At 39.3% G+C, this 16,717-nt stretch carries 13 protein-coding genes and 5 tRNA genes; 17 read left to right on the forward strand and 1 reads right to left on the reverse strand.

Features of this window, described 5'->3' with window-relative positions:
• The first annotated feature begins 45 nt into the window (after positions 1–45).
• From IPI65_05350 to rpoC, 16 genes are all read left to right on the forward strand, one after another.
• Positions 46–951, forward strand: a complete 906-nt coding sequence (locus tag IPI65_05350; GenBank protein MBK7440960.1) for a tyrosine-type recombinase/integrase — start codon at positions 46–48, stop codon at positions 949–951.
• 29 nt (positions 952–980) lie between these two features.
• The gene (locus IPI65_05355) at positions 981–1,283 is read left to right on the forward strand and encodes an HPF/RaiA family ribosome-associated protein (GenBank protein ID MBK7440961.1); all 303 of its coding nucleotides are present in this window, start codon (positions 981–983) and stop codon (positions 1,281–1,283) included.
• 135 nt (positions 1,284–1,418) lie between these two features.
• Positions 1,419–1,491, forward strand: a tRNA-Thr gene (locus tag IPI65_05360).
• A 9-nt stretch (positions 1,492–1,500) separates the two neighbouring features.
• Positions 1,501–1,583: transfer RNA gene (locus IPI65_05365), tRNA-Tyr, on the forward strand.
• A 117-nt stretch (positions 1,584–1,700) separates the two neighbouring features.
• A tRNA-Gly gene (locus IPI65_05370) sits at positions 1,701–1,773 on the forward strand.
• A gap of 130 nt (positions 1,774–1,903) precedes the next feature.
• Positions 1,904–1,976, forward strand: a tRNA-Thr gene (locus IPI65_05375).
• Positions 1,977–2,063: 87 nt separating this feature from the next.
• Entirely contained in the window at positions 2,064–3,251 is a 1,188-nt protein-coding gene (tuf, locus tag IPI65_05380; GenBank protein MBK7440962.1) for an elongation factor Tu, read from the forward strand.
• A 42-nt stretch (positions 3,252–3,293) separates the two neighbouring features.
• A tRNA-Trp gene (locus IPI65_05385) sits at positions 3,294–3,366 on the forward strand.
• A gap of 15 nt (positions 3,367–3,381) precedes the next feature.
• Positions 3,382–3,573, forward strand: coding sequence for a preprotein translocase subunit SecE (gene secE, locus IPI65_05390; GenBank protein MBK7440963.1), 192 nt, complete (start codon positions 3,382–3,384; stop codon positions 3,571–3,573).
• Between the two features lie 19 nt (positions 3,574–3,592).
• A complete protein-coding gene (gene nusG / locus IPI65_05395; GenBank protein ID MBK7440964.1) occupies positions 3,593–4,138 on the forward strand; it encodes a transcription termination/antitermination factor NusG in 546 nt (181 codons plus the stop codon).
• 1 nt (position 4,139) lies between these two features.
• Positions 4,140–4,586, forward strand: coding sequence for a 50S ribosomal protein L11 (rplK, locus tag IPI65_05400; GenBank protein ID MBK7440965.1), 447 nt, complete (start codon positions 4,140–4,142; stop codon positions 4,584–4,586).
• 22 nt (positions 4,587–4,608) lie between these two features.
• A complete protein-coding gene (locus IPI65_05405; GenBank protein ID MBK7440966.1) occupies positions 4,609–5,307 on the forward strand; it encodes a 50S ribosomal protein L1 in 699 nt (232 codons plus the stop codon).
• 25 nt (positions 5,308–5,332) lie between these two features.
• The gene (locus IPI65_05410) at positions 5,333–5,863 is read left to right on the forward strand and encodes a 50S ribosomal protein L10 (protein MBK7440967.1); all 531 of its coding nucleotides are present in this window, start codon (positions 5,333–5,335) and stop codon (positions 5,861–5,863) included.
• Positions 5,864–5,910: 47 nt separating this feature from the next.
• Positions 5,911–6,297 carry a 50S ribosomal protein L7/L12 gene (rplL, locus tag IPI65_05415; GenBank protein ID MBK7440968.1) on the forward strand — a complete coding sequence of 129 codons (387 nt, stop codon included), beginning with the start codon at positions 5,911–5,913 and terminating at the stop codon, positions 6,295–6,297.
• A 114-nt stretch (positions 6,298–6,411) separates the two neighbouring features.
• Complete coding sequence (gene rpoB / locus IPI65_05420) at positions 6,412–10,233, forward strand: DNA-directed RNA polymerase subunit beta (protein ID MBK7440969.1); 3,822 nt, start codon at positions 6,412–6,414, stop codon at positions 10,231–10,233.
• Positions 10,234–10,263: 30 nt separating this feature from the next.
• Positions 10,264–14,586 (forward strand): DNA-directed RNA polymerase subunit beta', encoded by a 4,323-nt coding sequence (gene rpoC, locus IPI65_05425; GenBank protein ID MBK7440970.1) that lies wholly within the window; start codon positions 10,264–10,266, stop codon positions 14,584–14,586.
• Between the two features lie 49 nt (positions 14,587–14,635).
• Here the strand turns inward: rpoC and IPI65_05430 are convergent, their stop codons facing one another.
• Positions 14,636–16,324, reverse strand: coding sequence for a L,D-transpeptidase family protein (locus tag IPI65_05430; protein MBK7440971.1), 1,689 nt, complete (start codon positions 16,322–16,324; stop codon positions 14,636–14,638).
• Between the two features lie 80 nt (positions 16,325–16,404).
• On the opposite strand from IPI65_05430, the gene IPI65_05435 reads away from it, so the two are divergent.
• A complete protein-coding gene (locus tag IPI65_05435) occupies positions 16,405–16,716 on the forward strand; it encodes a DUF3467 domain-containing protein (protein MBK7440972.1) in 312 nt (103 codons plus the stop codon).
• Position 16,717: the final 1 nt, after the last annotated feature.

Raw genomic sequence — 16,717 nt, forward strand, 5'->3', positions numbered from 1 at the left:
CACTATTGTGTAACAGCCTTTTTTGTTTACCTTTCAAATTCAATTATGTATTTGGATGGCTTTTACACATACCTCAAGTTCGAGAAGCGCTATAGTGCGCATACACTCGAAGCTTACAGTAAAGACATTTCGCAATTCCAATCCTTCCTTCAGGAAGAATATCAGTCGGACGACCCTGAATTACTATCCGTAAATCACCGTCAGGTAAGGGCTTGGGTAATACATTTAATGAATAATCAGGTTGCGGCCAAAAGTGTAAACCGCAAAATTTCTGCCCTCAAAACATATTACCGTTTTTTATTAAAAAACAATGCCATCACAAAAAATCCGATGGCAAAAGTTGTGGCACCCAAGGTTCCGAAAAACCTGCCGCTATTTGTTGAAAAAACGGGCATGGAGTCATTATTCGATGTTTTGGATACCGTTTATCCAACCGATACGGAAACCGATAAATTTGTAAAACTCCGCGACAGGCTTATCGTTGAATTATTGTACAGTACAGGCATGCGGCGCGCCGAGTTGTTGGGGTTAGATGATCAATCTTTCGACCGAGCGCAATTGCAGGTAAAAGTTTTAGGAAAAGGTAACAAAGAGCGCATTATTCCCGTTAGTAAGGGGATATTGATTATGGTGGATGCGTATATAGCGGAGCGGAAGAAAATGTTTGGGGCTGGAGGTCCATTTCTGGTTGCTGAAAGCGGCAAACCGGCTTACCCGAAAATGGTGTATAATATCGTACATAAAGTGCTCAATCACGTTACAACAATTACAAGAAAAAGTCCCCACGTTTTACGCCATACTTTTGCAACACATTTAAGTAATAATGGCGCAGAACTCAATGCCATAAAGGAATTGCTGGGGCATGCCAGTTTAGCTTCCACGCAGGTTTATACGCATAATACCATCGATCAGTTAAAAAAAATTCACAAGTTGGCACATCCTAAAGGATAGTGCTATATATTTACCAAAAAAGAAAAGACATGGACGTAAAAATTCATTCCATCCATTTTGATGCGGATCAGCAGCTGTTGGATTTTATCACAAAAAAAGTTACTAAAATCGAAAAACTGGACATGAACATTACCGACTTGCAGGTGTATCTGAAGTTAGACGCTGCAATTGGAGGAATACATGCAAAAATTGCCGAAATCAAGGCAAACATACCCGGTAAAACAATTTTTTCTGAAGAGCAGGCATATAGCTTCGAAGATGCCATAGAAGCCGCTGTGGACAACACTTTGACCCAGTTGAAAAAGCACAAGGATAAGCTCAAAATTGGGTAGGCAAGAAAAAATCATTCCATTTTTTTTGGAAGTTTTGCACAATCAATAAAAAACTTCGTATATTTGCATCCATTTTCGTAAAAACACCAGCGGAAATCATCAGATTTTCTTTGAAATACGATTAGGTATATAGAGGCCAATGTAGCTCAGTTGGTAGAGCTGCTGATTTGTAATCAGCAGGTCGGCGGTTCGAGTCCGTCCATTGGCTCTAGGCGGAGGGAAGATACCAGAGTGGCCAAATGGGGCAGACTGTAAATCTGTTGTCTTACGACTTCGGTGGTTCGAATCCACCTCTTCCCACTATCCATCAGTTCTTTGAAACTGAGAAAGACGCCGAATATAACAACCTTGCAAAGCATTCTGCTTGAATAGGATTGCTGTCTTCGTCATTTTCTCAGTAGGTATTAAAATTTTTAAGCGGGAGTAGCTCAGTTGGTAGAGCGTCAGCCTTCCAAGCTGAAAGTCGCGGGTTCGAGTCTCGTCTCCCGCTCGCTTAATAGCACTAACTGCTATGCTGCTTAAAAAGCAACAGGCGGTTAAAACCATTTTAATTTGTTAAAACAAATTAAATGGCGGGCACATGGGAACGTGCAGATGTGAAAAGGCGGAGAAAGAAAAAAGCCAATGTAGCTCAGTTGGTAGAGTGCATCCATGGTAAGGATGAGGTCACCAGTTCGATCCTGGTCATTGGCTCAAAAAAACAAATTGCAGATTAATCGGCTGCATAAAAAAGTAGGATTCGTTAAATATTAAATAATACAATTTTTTAAATTTTATAAAATGGCTAAAGAAAATTTCGTACGTTCGAAACCACACGTGAACATCGGTACAATCGGTCACGTGGATCACGGTAAAACAACCTTGACTTCAGCAATTACCTCAGTTCTTTCAGAAAAAGGTCTTGCTCAGAAGAAAGATTATGATTCAATTGATGCTGCACCTGAAGAAAAAGAAAGAGGTATCACCATCAATACAGCTCACGTTGAATATGAAACGGAAAACCGTCACTATGCACACGTTGACTGTCCGGGACACGCCGACTATGTGAAAAACATGGTAACGGGTGCTGCTCAGATGGATGGTGCAATTCTCGTGGTTGCTGCTACAGATGGTCCTATGCCACAAACACGTGAGCATATCCTCTTAGCTCGCCAGGTAGGTGTACCTGCAATTGTAGTATTCATGAATAAAGTTGACCTTGTTGACGATCCTGAATTATTGGATTTGGTTGAGATGGAAGTTCGCGATTTGCTTACTTTCTATAGCTTCCCTGGTGATACTATTTCTATCATTAAAGGTTCAGCATTAAAAGCACTTGAAGGTGAAGCTGCCGGTAAACAGGCAATTTTAGACTTGATGGATGCTGTGGATAAAGACATTCCAATTCCTCCACGTCTGACTGAATTACCTTTCTTAATGCCTATCGAAGATGTGTTCTCTATCACAGGTCGTGGTACTGTAGCAACAGGTCGTATCGAAAGAGGTATCATTAACTCAGGTGAAGGTGTTGATATTATCGGTTTAACTGCAGAAGCATTAAAATCTACTGTAACAGGTGTTGAGATGTTCCGCAAAATTCTTGACCGTGGTGAAGCTGGTGACAATGCCGGTTTATTACTCCGTGGTATTGAGAAAGATCAGTTAAAACGTGGTATGGTTATCTGTAAACCAGGTAGCGTAACCCCGCACACTGAATTCAAATGCGAAGTTTACGTATTGAAAAAAGAAGAAGGTGGTCGTCATACCCCATTCTTTAACAAATATCGTCCTCAATTCTATTTCCGTACAACTGACGTAACAGGTGAAATCACCTTACCGGAAGGAGTAGAAATGGTAATGCCAGGTGATAACATTACAATTACAGTAAAACTCATTTATCCGATTGCTATGGAGAAAAACCTCCGTTTCGCTATCCGCGAAGGTGGTAGAACCGTAGGTGCTGGTCAGGTAACTGAAATTTTAAAATAAATAAACAGGAAAATCCGCCCGTAAAGCGGATTTTCCGCCCATACGGGTGTAGCTCAATTGGTAGAGTGGCGGTCTCCAAAACCGTAGGCTGGGAGTTCGAGCCTCTCCACCCGTGCAACAAATAAAGAAAATGAATAAGTTAAGAGTATTTATAAGCGAAGCGTATCAGGAGCTCAGATTTAAAGTGAGCTGGCCAACATGGCCCGAGCTGCAATCAAGTACCCAATTGGTATTAGTTGCCTTCCTGATTATATCTGTAATAGTATTTGTTATGGACTTAGCATCTAAGGAATTGCTCGACTTATTCTACGGATTGTTTTAACCACCAGATCATATAACTAATGGCAGACAAAAAATGGTATGTATTAAGAGTGATCAGTGGAAAGGAACGCAAGCTGAGAGACTATATTGAACAGCATGTGAAACGCCTTGGATGGGACCACATTGTATCACAGGTTCTTGTTCCTACCGAAAAAATCTATAAGATTAAAAACGGTAAAAAGGTAATCCACGAAAAAAACAGTCTGCCGGGCTATATCCTGATCGAAGCAACTGAAGGAAAAATGACCCCGGAAATGATGCAAACGATAACCGGTATTACCAGTGTTATCGACTTTCTGGGAAAAGAACAACCAATTGCCCTGCGCCGCAATGAAGTGAACCGGATTCTGGGTAAAATGGATGAAATGAGTGAGGAAGGTGCTTCAATGAATGAACCATTTATCATTGGTGAAACAGTGAAAATTATTGATGGTCCGTTTAACGAGTTCTTAGGAAATGTTGATGAAGTGCACGAAGACAAGAAAAAAGTTAAAGTAATCGTAAAAATATTCGGTAGAAAAACACCAGTGGAATTAAACTTCGCACAGGTAGAAAAAGTAAGCTGATATGGCTAAAGAAATTCAAACGTATGTAAAACTGCAGGTTAAAGGAGGACAGGCAAACCCTGCCCCGCCAATTGGTCCTGCGTTAGGTTCTAAAGGTATTAATATCATGGAGTTCTGCAAACAATTTAATGCAAGAACACAAGATAAAATGGGTAAGGTATGTCCTGTTGTGATAACCGTTTATAAAGATAAATCTTTCGAGTTTATCATTAAAACACCTCCGGCAGCAGTACTTATACTCGAAGCTACCAAAAAACAAAAAGGCTCTGCTGAACCTAACCGCAACAAGGTTGGTTCTATTTCTTGGGATCAGATAAAAACGATCGCTCAGGAAAAAATGCCGGACCTGAATTGTTTTACAGTAGAAAGTGCTATGAAAATGGTAGCAGGAACTGCCCGCAGTATGGGTATTACCGTTACCGGAGACGCACCTTGGATCAACAATTAAGTCAACTAAAAAATTATAAGAAGTGAAACTTACAAAGAACAGAAAAAAGGTTCAGGCATTAGTTGACTCCAACAAACTATATTCGTTGAGGGAAGCTGCTGAACTTGTAAAAAAATCAACAACCTGCAAGTTCAATGCATCTGTTGACCTCCATGTGAGACTGGGTATTGACCCTCGTAAGGCTGATCAGGCCATCAGAGGAACTACCGCATTGCCTCACGGAACAGGTAGAGATAAAAAAGTTCTCGTGCTGTGTACTCCTGATAAGGAAGACGAAGCAAGAAAAGCAGGTGCTGATTACGTAGGTCTTGACGAATTCGTAGACAAAATTGTCGGCGGTTGGATAGACATGGATGTTGTTATTGCAACTCCGTCAGTAATGCCTAAAATTGCAAAACTCGGTCGTGTATTAGGTCCAAGAAACCTGATGCCTAACCCTAAAGTTGGTACTGTTACCAATGAAGTTGGTCAGGCTATCACCGAAGTTAAAAAAGGAAAGGTTGCCTTTAAGGTAGACAAATACGGAATTATTCACTCTTCAATTGGTAGAATTTCTTTCAATCCTGATCAGATTGCAGAAAACTCTGAAGAGCTCATCAAAGCATTGGCTAAATTAAAACCGGCTTCTGCAAAAGGTGCGTATTTCAAAAGCATTACTATGGCCTCTACCATGAGCCCTGGTATCGCAATTGATCCAAAAAGTGTAACTGAAATTCATTAATGCTAATCATCGAAATTCATACAAGATGAACAAAGAACAAAAATCGGCCGTAATTGAAGAACTCAAAGTAAAGGTGTCGCAATACGACAACTTTTATCTGACCGACGCTTCTGCAATGACCGTTGAAGACGTAAACAAATTAAGAAGATTATGTTTCGAAAGAGGCGTGAAATTCGAAGTGGTAAAAAATACTTTACTTCGTAAGGCATTCGATGCACATGGTTTAAAATATGAAGGTCTCTTCAATATCCTCCACGGTGAAACTTCTGTAATGTTTAGCGAGTCTTCAAATGAACCTGCTAAACTGATTAAAAAGTTTCGCACTGAAAATCAAAAAGAAAAGCCGCTTTTAAAAGGTGCTTATGTTGGAGAAGATGTATTTATTGGTGATAACAACCTTGATGCATTAATCAACCTGAAGAGCAAAGAAGAACTTATCGGCGATATTATTGGTTTACTCCAATCTCCTGCAAAAAATGTTATTTCAGCATTATTGTCAAGCGAGCAAAAATTAGCCGGAATCGTAAAAACACTCTCAGAAAGAGAGGACAAATAATTTCAAATTAACTAACAATTTTTCTAAATCAATAAAAACTCAAATCAATGGCTGAATTAAAAGAATTTGCAGAGAAGTTAGTAAGCTTATCTGTAAAAGAGGTTAATGAACTGGCAAAAATCCTTAAAGAAGAATATGGTATCGAACCTGCCGCTTCTGCACCCGTAATGATGGCTGCAGCTGGTGGATCAGGCGCAGGCGCTGCTGATGCAGCTGCTGAAAAAACCACGTTCGACGTAATTCTTAAAAACGCAGGTGCTGCTAAATTATCTGTAGTGAAAGTTGTAAAAGACCTCACTGGTCTTGGCTTAAAAGAAGCTAAAGATTTAGTAGATGCTGCTCCGAAACCGGTAAAAGAAGGCGTAGATAAAGCAACTGCTGACGATATCGCTAAGCAGCTTACTGAAGCTGGTGCTGAGGTAGAGGTTAAATAATCTCGCCCGGTTCTTTCTGCCTTCGGGCGGAGACAAATTTTAATAAGGCTAATCCCGATGCCAATATCGGGATAGCCTATTTGTTATTTTATTATATCAAAGCTTTGATATTGTATGCCAAAATCTACTGCAACCTCCAGAAAACCTGAAAGAATAAATTTCGGAAAAATAAAAAGAGCAGGTAATTATCCAGACCTTTTAGACATACAAGTTAAATCGTTCAAAGACTTTTTCCAGCTTGAAACAACTTCTGAAAACAGAAGAACGGAAGGGCTGTACCGGGTGTTTACTGAAAACTTCCCGATTACAGACGCACGCAGCATTTTCGTGTTGGAATTTCTTGACTATTTCATCGATCCTCCCCGTTATTCAATGGAGGAATGTATGGAACGTGGTTTAACTTATAGTGTACCTTTAAAGGCAAAACTCCGACTCTCTTGTAACGATGAGGAACATATTGACTTCCAAACTATCGTTCAGGATGTTTTTCTAGGAAATATTCCTTACATGACTCCGAAAGGAACGTTCATCATCAATGGTGCTGAACGTATTGTTGTTTCTCAACTCCACCGCTCACCGGGCGTATTTTTCGGTCAGAGCGTCCATCCAAATGGTACCAAAATTTATTCCGCTCGTGTGATTCCTTTTAAAGGCGCATGGATGGAATTTGCTACCGATATCAATAACGTAATGTACGCATACATCGACCGTAAGAAGAAATTCCCGGTTACTACTTTATTGCGTGCTATTGGTTATGATTCCGATAAAGACATTCTTGAATTATTCGGATTGGCTGAGGAAGTTAAAGCGGATGAAAAAACGCTTAAGAAACACATCGGTCGTAAACTCGCTGCCCGCGTATTAAAAACCTGGCGCGAAGACTTCGTAGATGAAGATACCGGAGAAGTTGTATCCATCGAACGTAATGAGGTTATCCTCGAACGCGATACCGTAATGAGTGCTGATAACATCGCACAAATTATCGAAACCGGCGTTCAAAAGGTAATTCTTACGCGTGATGATGTTACTGTTGACTACGGTATTATCCTCAATACATTACAAAAAGACGTTTCTAACTCTGAACTCGAAGCAGTTCAGCATATCTATCGTCAGTTACGTGGCGCAGAACCACCAGATGATGATACCGCCCGCGGTATTATCGATAAGTTGTTCTTCTCCGATAAACGTTACGACTTAGGTGAAGTTGGTCGTTATAAAATCAACCAAAAATTAAATCACCACCATATCTCAATTGATACCAAGGTGTTAACGAAAGATGACATTATTGCCATCATTCGCTACCTCGTAGAGTTATCAAATAACAAAGCTGAAATTGATGATATCGATCACTTGAGCAATCGTCGTGTTCGTACCGTTGGTGAACAATTATATGCACAATTCGGTATCGGTTTAGCCCGTATGGCAAGAACAATCCGTGAACGTATGAACGTACGTGATAACGAGGTGTTTACGCCAATCGAATTGATTAATGCAAGAACATTATCATCTGTAATTAACTCATTTTTCGGAACCAGCCAGTTAAGCCAGTTCCTCGACCAGGTTAACCCATTAGCGGAAATCACGGCAAAACGTCGTATCTCCGCATTAGGACCCGGCGGTTTGAGTCGCGAACGTGCAGGTTTTGAGGTACGTGACGTGCATTACAGCCATTATGGCCGTTTATGTACTATCGAAACTCCGGAGGGACCAAACATCGGTTTGATTTCTACACTTTGTGTACACGCGAAAATCAACAAAATGGGCTTTATCGAAACGCCATACCGCAAGGTGGAAAATGGTCGTGTCGATTTAAAAGGTGATATCGTTTACCTGAATGCCGACGACGAAGACAGATTTGTAATCGCTCAGTCGAACGTTCCGGTTGATGAAAAAGGTAATTTCACAATCAGTAAAATAAAAGGCCGCGAACAAGGTGAATTCCTTGAATTTGAACCTGAACGTGTTCAATACATGGACGTTGCACCTAACCAGATTGTTGGTGTTTCGGCTTCTTTAATTCCATTCCTTGAACACGATGACGCCAACCGTGCGCTCATGGGTTCAAACATGCAACGTCAGGCTGTTCCGCTGTTAAAACCGCAGGCACCTGTTGTTGGAACCGGTTTGGAAGAAAAAGTAGCATCCGATTCAAAAATGCTCGTTAACGCCGAAGGTAATGGTGTTGTTGAGTATGTTGATGCTAACGAAATTATCATCCGTTACGATGTTGGAGATAATGACTCTCTCGTAAGTTTTGAAGATAACCGCAAAGTTTACAAACTGCGTAAATTCAAAAAAACCAACCAAAGCACCTGTATCAACCTGCGACCAATTGTGGTTAAAGGTCAGCGCGTAAGCGAAGGTGAAGTACTTTGCGAAGGTTACGGAACTGAAGGTGGCGAATTAGCACTCGGAACTAACCTTAAAGTGGCATTCATGCCTTGGAAAGGTTACAATTTTGAGGATGCTATCGTTATTTCTGAGCGTGTAGTAAAAGAAGATTTATTCACTTCTATTCAGATTGAAGAATTTGAATTAGAAGTTCGTGACACCAAATTAGGTGAAGAAGAATTAACTTCTGATATTCCAAACGTTTCGGAAGAGGCTACCAAAGACCTCGATGCCAACGGTGTTATCCGTTTAGGAGCACACGTAAAAGAAGGAGATATTTTAATTGGTAAAATCACTCCAAAAGGTGAAACTGACCCAACTCCGGAAGAAAAATTATTACGTGCAATCTTCGGTGATAAAGCCGGCGACGTAAAAGATGCATCATTAAAAGTTCCACCATCAATTGAAGGAACTGTTATTGATAAAAAATTATTTGCGCGCGCTAAAAAAGATAAAAACGCTAAAGCAAGAGAAAAAATCGCTCTCGAAAAATTAGAGAAAGATCATACTCGCGCTATGGACGAATTAAGAACTATTCTTATTGATAAATTAACACTTATTCTTAAGGATAAAAAATCTTCCGGCGTTAAAACTGCTTATAAAGAAGAACTCGTTCCATCTAAAACCAAATTCAATGTAAAAGTGCTTGAAGGAATTAACTTCAGCAATATTGACCCATACAATTGGACCGGCGAACCGGAAACTGATGACATGGTACGTATGACTTTACATAATTATGGTATTAAAGTAAACGAAGAACTCGGTCGTTATAAACGCGAAAAATTCAATATCAGCGTTGGTGATGAATTGCCTACAGGTGTAATCAAACTGGCTAAAGTATTTATTGCAAACAAACGTAAATTACGTGTTGGTGATAAATTAGCAGGTCGTCACGGAAATAAAGGTATCGTTGCACGTATTGTTCGTGCAGAAGATATGCCTTTCCTTGAAGATGGTTCACCGGTTGATATTGTATTAAATCCGCTTGGGGTGCCATCTCGTATGAACCTTGGTCAGATTTATGAAACAGTATTAGGCTGGGCAGGAATTAAATTAGGCGTAAAATTCGCAACACCAATTTTTGATGGTGCCGAATTATCTGATATCGAATCATATATTTTACAAGCAGAATTACCTGCATTAGGTAGTACTTATTTATATGATGGCGAAACAGGTGACCGCTTCCACCAAAAAGCTACAGTTGGGGTTATTTATATGATCAAACTGAATCACATGGTGGATGATAAAATGCACGCTCGTTCAATCGGACCATATTCACTCATTACACAACAGCCGCTTGGTGGTAAAGCACAATTCGGTGGTCAGCGTTTTGGTGAGATGGAGGTTTGGGCACTCGAAGCATATGGTGCATCAACTATATTGCAAGAGTTACTTACCGTTAAATCTGACGATATTGTTGGACGTGCAAAAACCTATGAATCAATTGTTAAAGGCGAAAACATGCCGATTCCACAAATTCCGGAATCATTTAACGTATTGGTACATGAGTTACGCGGCTTAGCGCTCGATTTAAAATTTGAATAATTTCATTTCATAGTAAAATACAATCAGCATATGCCTTTCAAAAAGGATATCAAGATCAAACCAGACTTCACCAGAATCAGCATTGGACTGGCATCGCCCGATTCAATTCTGGAACGCTCATACGGTGAAGTACTGAAGCCTGAAACTATTAACTACAGAACGTACAAACCTGAACGCGACGGTTTATTCTGCGAACGTATTTTTGGTCCAATTAAGGATTATGAATGTTATTGCGGAAAATATAAACGTATTCGCTATAAAGGTATTGTTTGCGATCGCTGCGGTGTGGAAGTTACCGAAAAGAAAGTTCGTCGCGAACGTATGGGGCATATCAAATTAGTTGTTCCAGTTGTACATATCTGGTATTTTAAATCACTCCCGAATAAAATAGGTTATTTATTGGGAATGAGTTCTAAAAAACTGGAATCTATAGTTTATTACGAACGCTTTTGCGTTATTCAACCAGGTCCGCTGACGGAAGGAATCATGATTAATGGCGAATTAAAAAGCTATAAAACACATGATTTAATTACAGAGGAAGAATATCTTGAGGTATTGGAAACATTACCTAAAGAAAATCAAATGCTTGACGACAATGATCCGAATAAGTTCATGGCCGACATGGGTGCACCTGCGGTGTTTACCATGTTATCTCGCATTAACCTCGACGATTTATCAGCAGCATTGCGCCATCAGGCAAATACAGAAACATCACAGCAACGTAAAGCTGAAGCGTTAAAACGTTTGAGCGTTGTTGAAATGTTCCGTGAAGCAGTTGGTCGTTACGAAAATCGTCCGGAATGGATGGTTGTTCAATATTTACCTGTTATTCCACCGGAATTACGTCCATTAGTGCCACTGGATGGTGGTCGTTTTGCGAGTTCCGATTTGAACGATTTATATCGTCGGGTAATTATTCGTAACAATCGTTTGAAACGATTAATCGAAATCAAAGCACCTGAAGTAATCCTTCGTAACGAAAAAAGGATGTTACAGGAAGCTGTTGACTCATTATTTGATAATTCACGTAAATCGAATGCCGTTAAAGCAGAAGGTGGTCGTGCATTAAAATCATTGAGCGATGTACTGAAAGGTAAACAAGGTCGTTTCCGTCAGAACTTACTCGGTAAACGTGTCGATTATTCCGGCCGTTCTGTTATCGTTGTAGGTCCTGAATTAAAATTACATGAGTGTGGTTTACCAAAAGATATGGCGGCCGAATTATTTAAGCCGTTTATTATTCGTAAACTCATTGAAAGAGGTATCGTAAAAACAGTTAAATCAGCTAAAAAATTAGTTGATCGCAAAGAACCTGTTATTTGGGATATTCTCGAAAATATTTTGAAAGGACATCCTATTATGCTTAACCGTGCACCAACTCTGCACAGGTTATCTATTCAGGCATTCCAACCAAAATTAATTGAAGGAAAAGCAATCCAGTTACACCCGTTAGTTTGTTCTGCGTTCAACGCCGACTTTGATGGTGACCAGATGGCGGTTCACGTACCACTCAGCAATGCTGCAATTCTTGAAGCACAATTGTTGATGTTAAGTGCACACAATATCCTTAACCCACAAAACGGAAATCCAATTACCGTTCCTTCTCAGGACATGGTATTAGGATTATATTATACTTCTAAAGGAAAAAAATCTACCAAAGATGATTTAGTTCAGGGCGATGGTAAAGTATTTTATTCTGCAGAAGAAGTAATTATTGCTTACAACGAAGGTAAGGTTGAATTACATGCATACATTAAATGTAAAGTAAACATACTGGAGGACGAAAAAATTGTAAATAAATTAATCGATACCACTGTTGGTCGTGTATTATTTAATGAAGTAGTACCTGCTGAACTTGGATTTATTAATGCAATTTTATCTAAAAAAGCAATCGCAAAAGTAATTGGTGAAGTAATTCGCAGAACAGATGTTCCAAGAACTGCGAAGTTTTTGGATGATATTAAAGATCTCGGATTCCGTTCAGCATTCCGCGGTGGATTATCTTTCAACATCAGCGATTTAGTTGAGTTAGAAAGTAAACCTGCATTAATTGACGCTGCACAAGCTGAAGTTGATGAAGTAATTAGCAACCACATGTATGGTGTAATTACACAGAATGAACGTTACAATCAGATTATCGATATCTGGTCGCGATTAAATACAAGATTAACCGGTGATTTAATTACCAAACTTACTAATGATAAAAAAGGATTCAACTCAGTATTTATGATGTTGGATTCCGGAGCGAGGGGTTCTAAAGAACAAATTCGTCAGTTAGCCGCTATGCGTGGTTTGATGGCGAAACCACGTAAATCCGGTGCATCAGGAGAAGGTGGAATCATCGAAAACCCAATTCTTTCAAACCTGAAATCAGGATTGAGCGTATTGGAATACTTTATTTCTACTCACGGTGCGCGTAAAGGTCTTGCCGATACAGCGTTAAAAACAGCCGATGCCGGTTACCTTACTCGTCGTTTGGTTGACGTTGCTCAGGATGTTGTTATTACCGAAGTAGATTGCGAAACATTAAGAGGTATTTCTATCAGCGCATTAAAAGATAATGAAGACATCGTTGAGCCATTAAGTGAGCGTATCATTGGTCGTACAAGTTTGCACGATGTATATGATCCGTTAAACGATGAATTAATTGTTAAAGCTGGTGAATTAATTTCTGAACCGATTGCAAACAGAATTGATGAAACAGCAATTGAGGCTGTTGAAATTCGTTCAGTGTTAACCTGTGAATCGAAAAAAGGTGTTTGCGTAAAATGTTACGGAACAAACTTATCGAACAATCGCGTTGCACAAGCCGGTGACGCAGTAGGTATTATTGCAGCACAATCAATTGGTGAACCGGGAACGCAGCTTACATTACGTACCTTCCACGTTGGGGGTGTTGCGGGTAGCGTTGATACCGAATCAAAACTCGTTGCAAAATTTGACGGTAAAGTTGAATTCGACGGCGTTCGTTTTGTTGATACCAAAAATGATGAAGGCAAAAAAGTACGTATCGTAATTGGTCGTACCGGTGAAGTGAAATTGATAGAAGCGAAAACAAATAAATTGTTAATTACCAACAACGTTCCTTACGGTTCAATATTAAATGTAAGCGATGGTGATGAGTTGAAAAAAGGTGATGCCATTTGTTCATGGGATCCATTCAACGCGGTAATCGTTTCTGAATTCCCTGGTATTGTTGAATACGAAAATATCATTGAAGGTATTACCTATCGTGAAGAAAGTGATGAACAAACAGGTCACCGCGAAAAAGTAATTTCTGAATCACGTGATAAAACAAAAATACCTACCATCTTAATTAAAGATAAAAAAGGTGGCGATGTAAAAAGTTATAACTTACCTGTTGGCGCTCACATCAACGTTGAAACGGGAGATGAAGTTAAATCAGGTCAAACTATAGCGAAAATACCACGTGCCTTAGGTAAAGTGCGCGATATTACGGGTGGTTTACCACGTGTAACCGAATTATTTGAAGCACGTAACCCTTCTAACCCAGCAGTTGTTGCAGAAATTGATGGTGTTGTTGCTTTCGGAAAAATTAAACGTGGTAACCGCGAAATTGAAATTGAAAGCCGCGATGGTGAAAAGAAAAAATACCTCGTTCCACTTTCAAAACAAATTCTGGTTCAGGAAAATGACTATGTATACGCAGGTATGCCATTAAGTGATGGTGCAATTACACCTTCCGACATTCTTGCTATTAAAGGTCCTTATGCTGTTCAGGGATATATCGTTAATGAAATTCAGGAAGTATATCGTTTACAGGGTGTAAAAATCAATGATAAACATATCGAAGTTATCGTTCGTCAGATGATGCGGAAAATGACTATTACCGATGCCGGTGATACCAGATTCTTAGAAGATGCTAACGTAGATAAACTCGACTTCCTTGAAGAGAATGACAGAATATTCGATAAAAAAGTAATTACTGAAAGCGGCGATTCAACTAAATACAAAGCCGGTCATATTGTTACTTTACGTCAGTTGCGTGAAGAAAATTCACACCTGAAACGCGCTGATAAAAAACCTATCGAATATCGCGATGCGGTTTCTGCTACGGCAACACCTTTATTACTCGGTATTACCAGAGCATCATTAGGAACACGCAGCTGGATTTCTGCAGCTTCATTCCAGGAAACTACTAAAGTGTTAAGCACTGCATCTATATCTGCTAAAACAGATTACCTGATGGGTCTGAAAGAAAACGTTATCGTTGGACATCAAATTCCTGCAGGTACAGGTCAGCGTCATTTCTTAAACACTATAGTTGGTAACAAGGAAGAAATTGAAGAGCTAACAGCTAAAAAAAGCAAAAAGTCAATTGAACTTGATTAATTAAAGTTCTGACTAAACATACTAAGCCTCCTGTAACAGGGAGGCTTTTTTATTGGATTACTTCCTTAGGCGGGAATAAAGTATGTTCCAGTTTTGCATCGTGCCCATAAATATCACGGTTGAAATGAATTAATCCATTCGTGTCAACCCATGCTGTAAAATAGACTAGATAAACCGGAATTTTTTCTTCCAGCTTCACATATGTTTCTCGCCCTAAATAATAAAGGGAATCAATTTTTTGCTCGGTATAGGTGGTATCATTGCGCAATAAATAAGTGGCGAATCGTTTTGGTTCTGCAATACGAATACATCCATGACTAAAGCTGCGTGATTCTTTTTCGAATAAATTGCGCGAAGGTGTGTCGTGAAAATAAATGTTGTGTTCGTTCGGGAAAATAAATTTCACCCAACCCAGTGAATTGCTGTTACCTGGTTTTTGACGAATGATATAAGGTATTTTTGAATACTTATCCCAGTCAATATTTGAAACATCCACTACTTTTTTTGTGGATGGATCAACAGCTTCCATATTTTCTTTTTTCAGATAATTGGGATCTTTTTTTAAGGCGGGTAAAATTTCATTGTTTAATATACTTGGTGGTGGCACCCAATACGGACTGAATACAATATATTCCAGTTCATCATTAAATATTGTTGTGCTGCTGGATGATTTTCCAACTACAACTTTCATATCCCAGGCTAAACTATCCGATTCAAAAATATGCATGGTATATTCCGGAATATTTACCATGATATAATCGCCGGAAGGCACATCAGGCAGCCAGCGCATGCGTTCCATGTTTATTTCTAATTGCCTTACACGTTCCGCAGGACTTATATTTAATTCTCTGAAAAACTTTTCTCCCGCAATACCATCAGCAGTTAAGCCATGACGTAATTGAAATTGTTCAACAGCAATAACTGCTGTGGAATCAAGTATTGTTGTAGAATCCAAAACAGCAGCATCTCCCAATAAATACAATCGTTTTTTAATAGCCGCAATTACGGAATAATCATCGCCGGGTTTAATAGATTTTTTATCGGCCGGTAATTTTAAACTATCCCAGGGTTCAGCAGTTAATAATTTATATTTTTTTAATTCTTTTTTCAATAATTGATATTGCGGATATAACGGTTCATACGCAGTAAATGAATTTTTCCCGCCAGACAAAATTGAATCCAAAATGGCAACCGAAGGCACCGTTTTTCTTGTTACATACCAGTCTAATTCTTTTGTTGTTTTTTCGTTAATTCCGAACCACACTTTCTGCGCATAAACAAAAAATTCGGCAGTCAGCATTAATTCGAATTGGGTAGTTATTTTATCGGCACCGGCGTAATTATATTGTGGGTCGGCAATTGTAGTGTATGTTTTTTTTAATTCGGAATAATATAAAACGGAATCATTTAATCCCTCATCATCAAAATGGTCGAGCTGACTCATAAAAAAGCCGCCTTGTTCAATAATACCGTATTCATTAAACCAGGCCGACTGGAAATTACGGTTTCGGTAAAAGGTAAAAAGCTCATCTTTATGGTAATTAAAATCGGGATATTTCGCTAAAAAGGTGCTGAGTGTTTGAGAATCAAGGGTTAAGGGATGAAACACTTTGGTTAAAACCATGGTTGTGTCGGAATCAACGGCAGATTCCGCATCAGCCTTATTTTTACAAGCAAACAGGGCAGAAAAAATCCAGGCAACAAACAATAAAACAAGCAGGTTTCTGAAAGATTTCATAGTTCAAGTTTGTGCTAAATTGCTAAACAATTTCGAGATGCGGTGAATTTGGGATAATTTTACTAACAAAATTAAACGACATGAGCGATCAGAAAGAAAAAAACCAACTCAATATTGAGTTGTCAGAGGAAGTAGCAGAAGGTATTTATTCAAACCTTGCCATTATTACCCATTCAAGTGCAGAAATGGTAATCGATTTTATCCGCGTGATGCCCGGCGTTCCAAAAGCAAAAGTTAAAAGCAGAATATTAATGACACCGCAGCATGCAAAAAGATTATTACGCGCACTGGCTGATAATATTCAAAAATATGAAAGCATGCACGGCCCTATTACCGAAAATGAAGGATTTGGCGGATTACCAATGAATTTCGGGCCTACAGCTAAAGCTTAAT

It is taken from the genome of Bacteroidota bacterium (genome assembly GCA_016706255.1).
In the GTDB taxonomy this organism is placed as follows: Bacteria; Bacteroidota; Bacteroidia; order Chitinophagales; family BACL12; genus UBA7236.

Excerpts from the sequence above, each read along its gene's own strand:
- IPI65_05350 (MBK7440960.1), top strand. The coding sequence starts at position 46 with ATGTATTTGGATGGCTTTTACACATACCTCAAGTTCGAGAAGCGCTAT.
- IPI65_05355 (MBK7440961.1), top strand. The coding sequence starts at position 981 with ATGGACGTAAAAATTCATTCCATCCATTTTGATGCGGATCAGCAGCTG.
- tuf (MBK7440962.1), top strand. The coding sequence starts at position 2,064 with ATGGCTAAAGAAAATTTCGTACGTTCGAAACCACACGTGAACATCGGT.
- secE (MBK7440963.1), top strand. The coding sequence starts at position 3,382 with ATGAATAAGTTAAGAGTATTTATAAGCGAAGCGTATCAGGAGCTCAGA.
- nusG (MBK7440964.1), top strand. The coding sequence starts at position 3,593 with ATGGCAGACAAAAAATGGTATGTATTAAGAGTGATCAGTGGAAAGGAA.
- rplK (MBK7440965.1), top strand. The coding sequence starts at position 4,140 with ATGGCTAAAGAAATTCAAACGTATGTAAAACTGCAGGTTAAAGGAGGA.
- IPI65_05410 (MBK7440967.1), top strand. The coding sequence starts at position 5,333 with ATGAACAAAGAACAAAAATCGGCCGTAATTGAAGAACTCAAAGTAAAG.
- rplL (MBK7440968.1), top strand. The coding sequence starts at position 5,911 with ATGGCTGAATTAAAAGAATTTGCAGAGAAGTTAGTAAGCTTATCTGTA.
- rpoB (MBK7440969.1), top strand. The coding sequence starts at position 6,412 with ATGCCAAAATCTACTGCAACCTCCAGAAAACCTGAAAGAATAAATTTC.
- rpoC (MBK7440970.1), top strand. The coding sequence starts at position 10,264 with ATGCCTTTCAAAAAGGATATCAAGATCAAACCAGACTTCACCAGAATC.
- IPI65_05430 (MBK7440971.1), bottom strand. The coding sequence starts at position 16,324 with ATGAAATCTTTCAGAAACCTGCTTGTTTTATTGTTTGTTGCCTGGATT.
- IPI65_05435 (MBK7440972.1), top strand. The coding sequence starts at position 16,405 with ATGAGCGATCAGAAAGAAAAAAACCAACTCAATATTGAGTTGTCAGAG.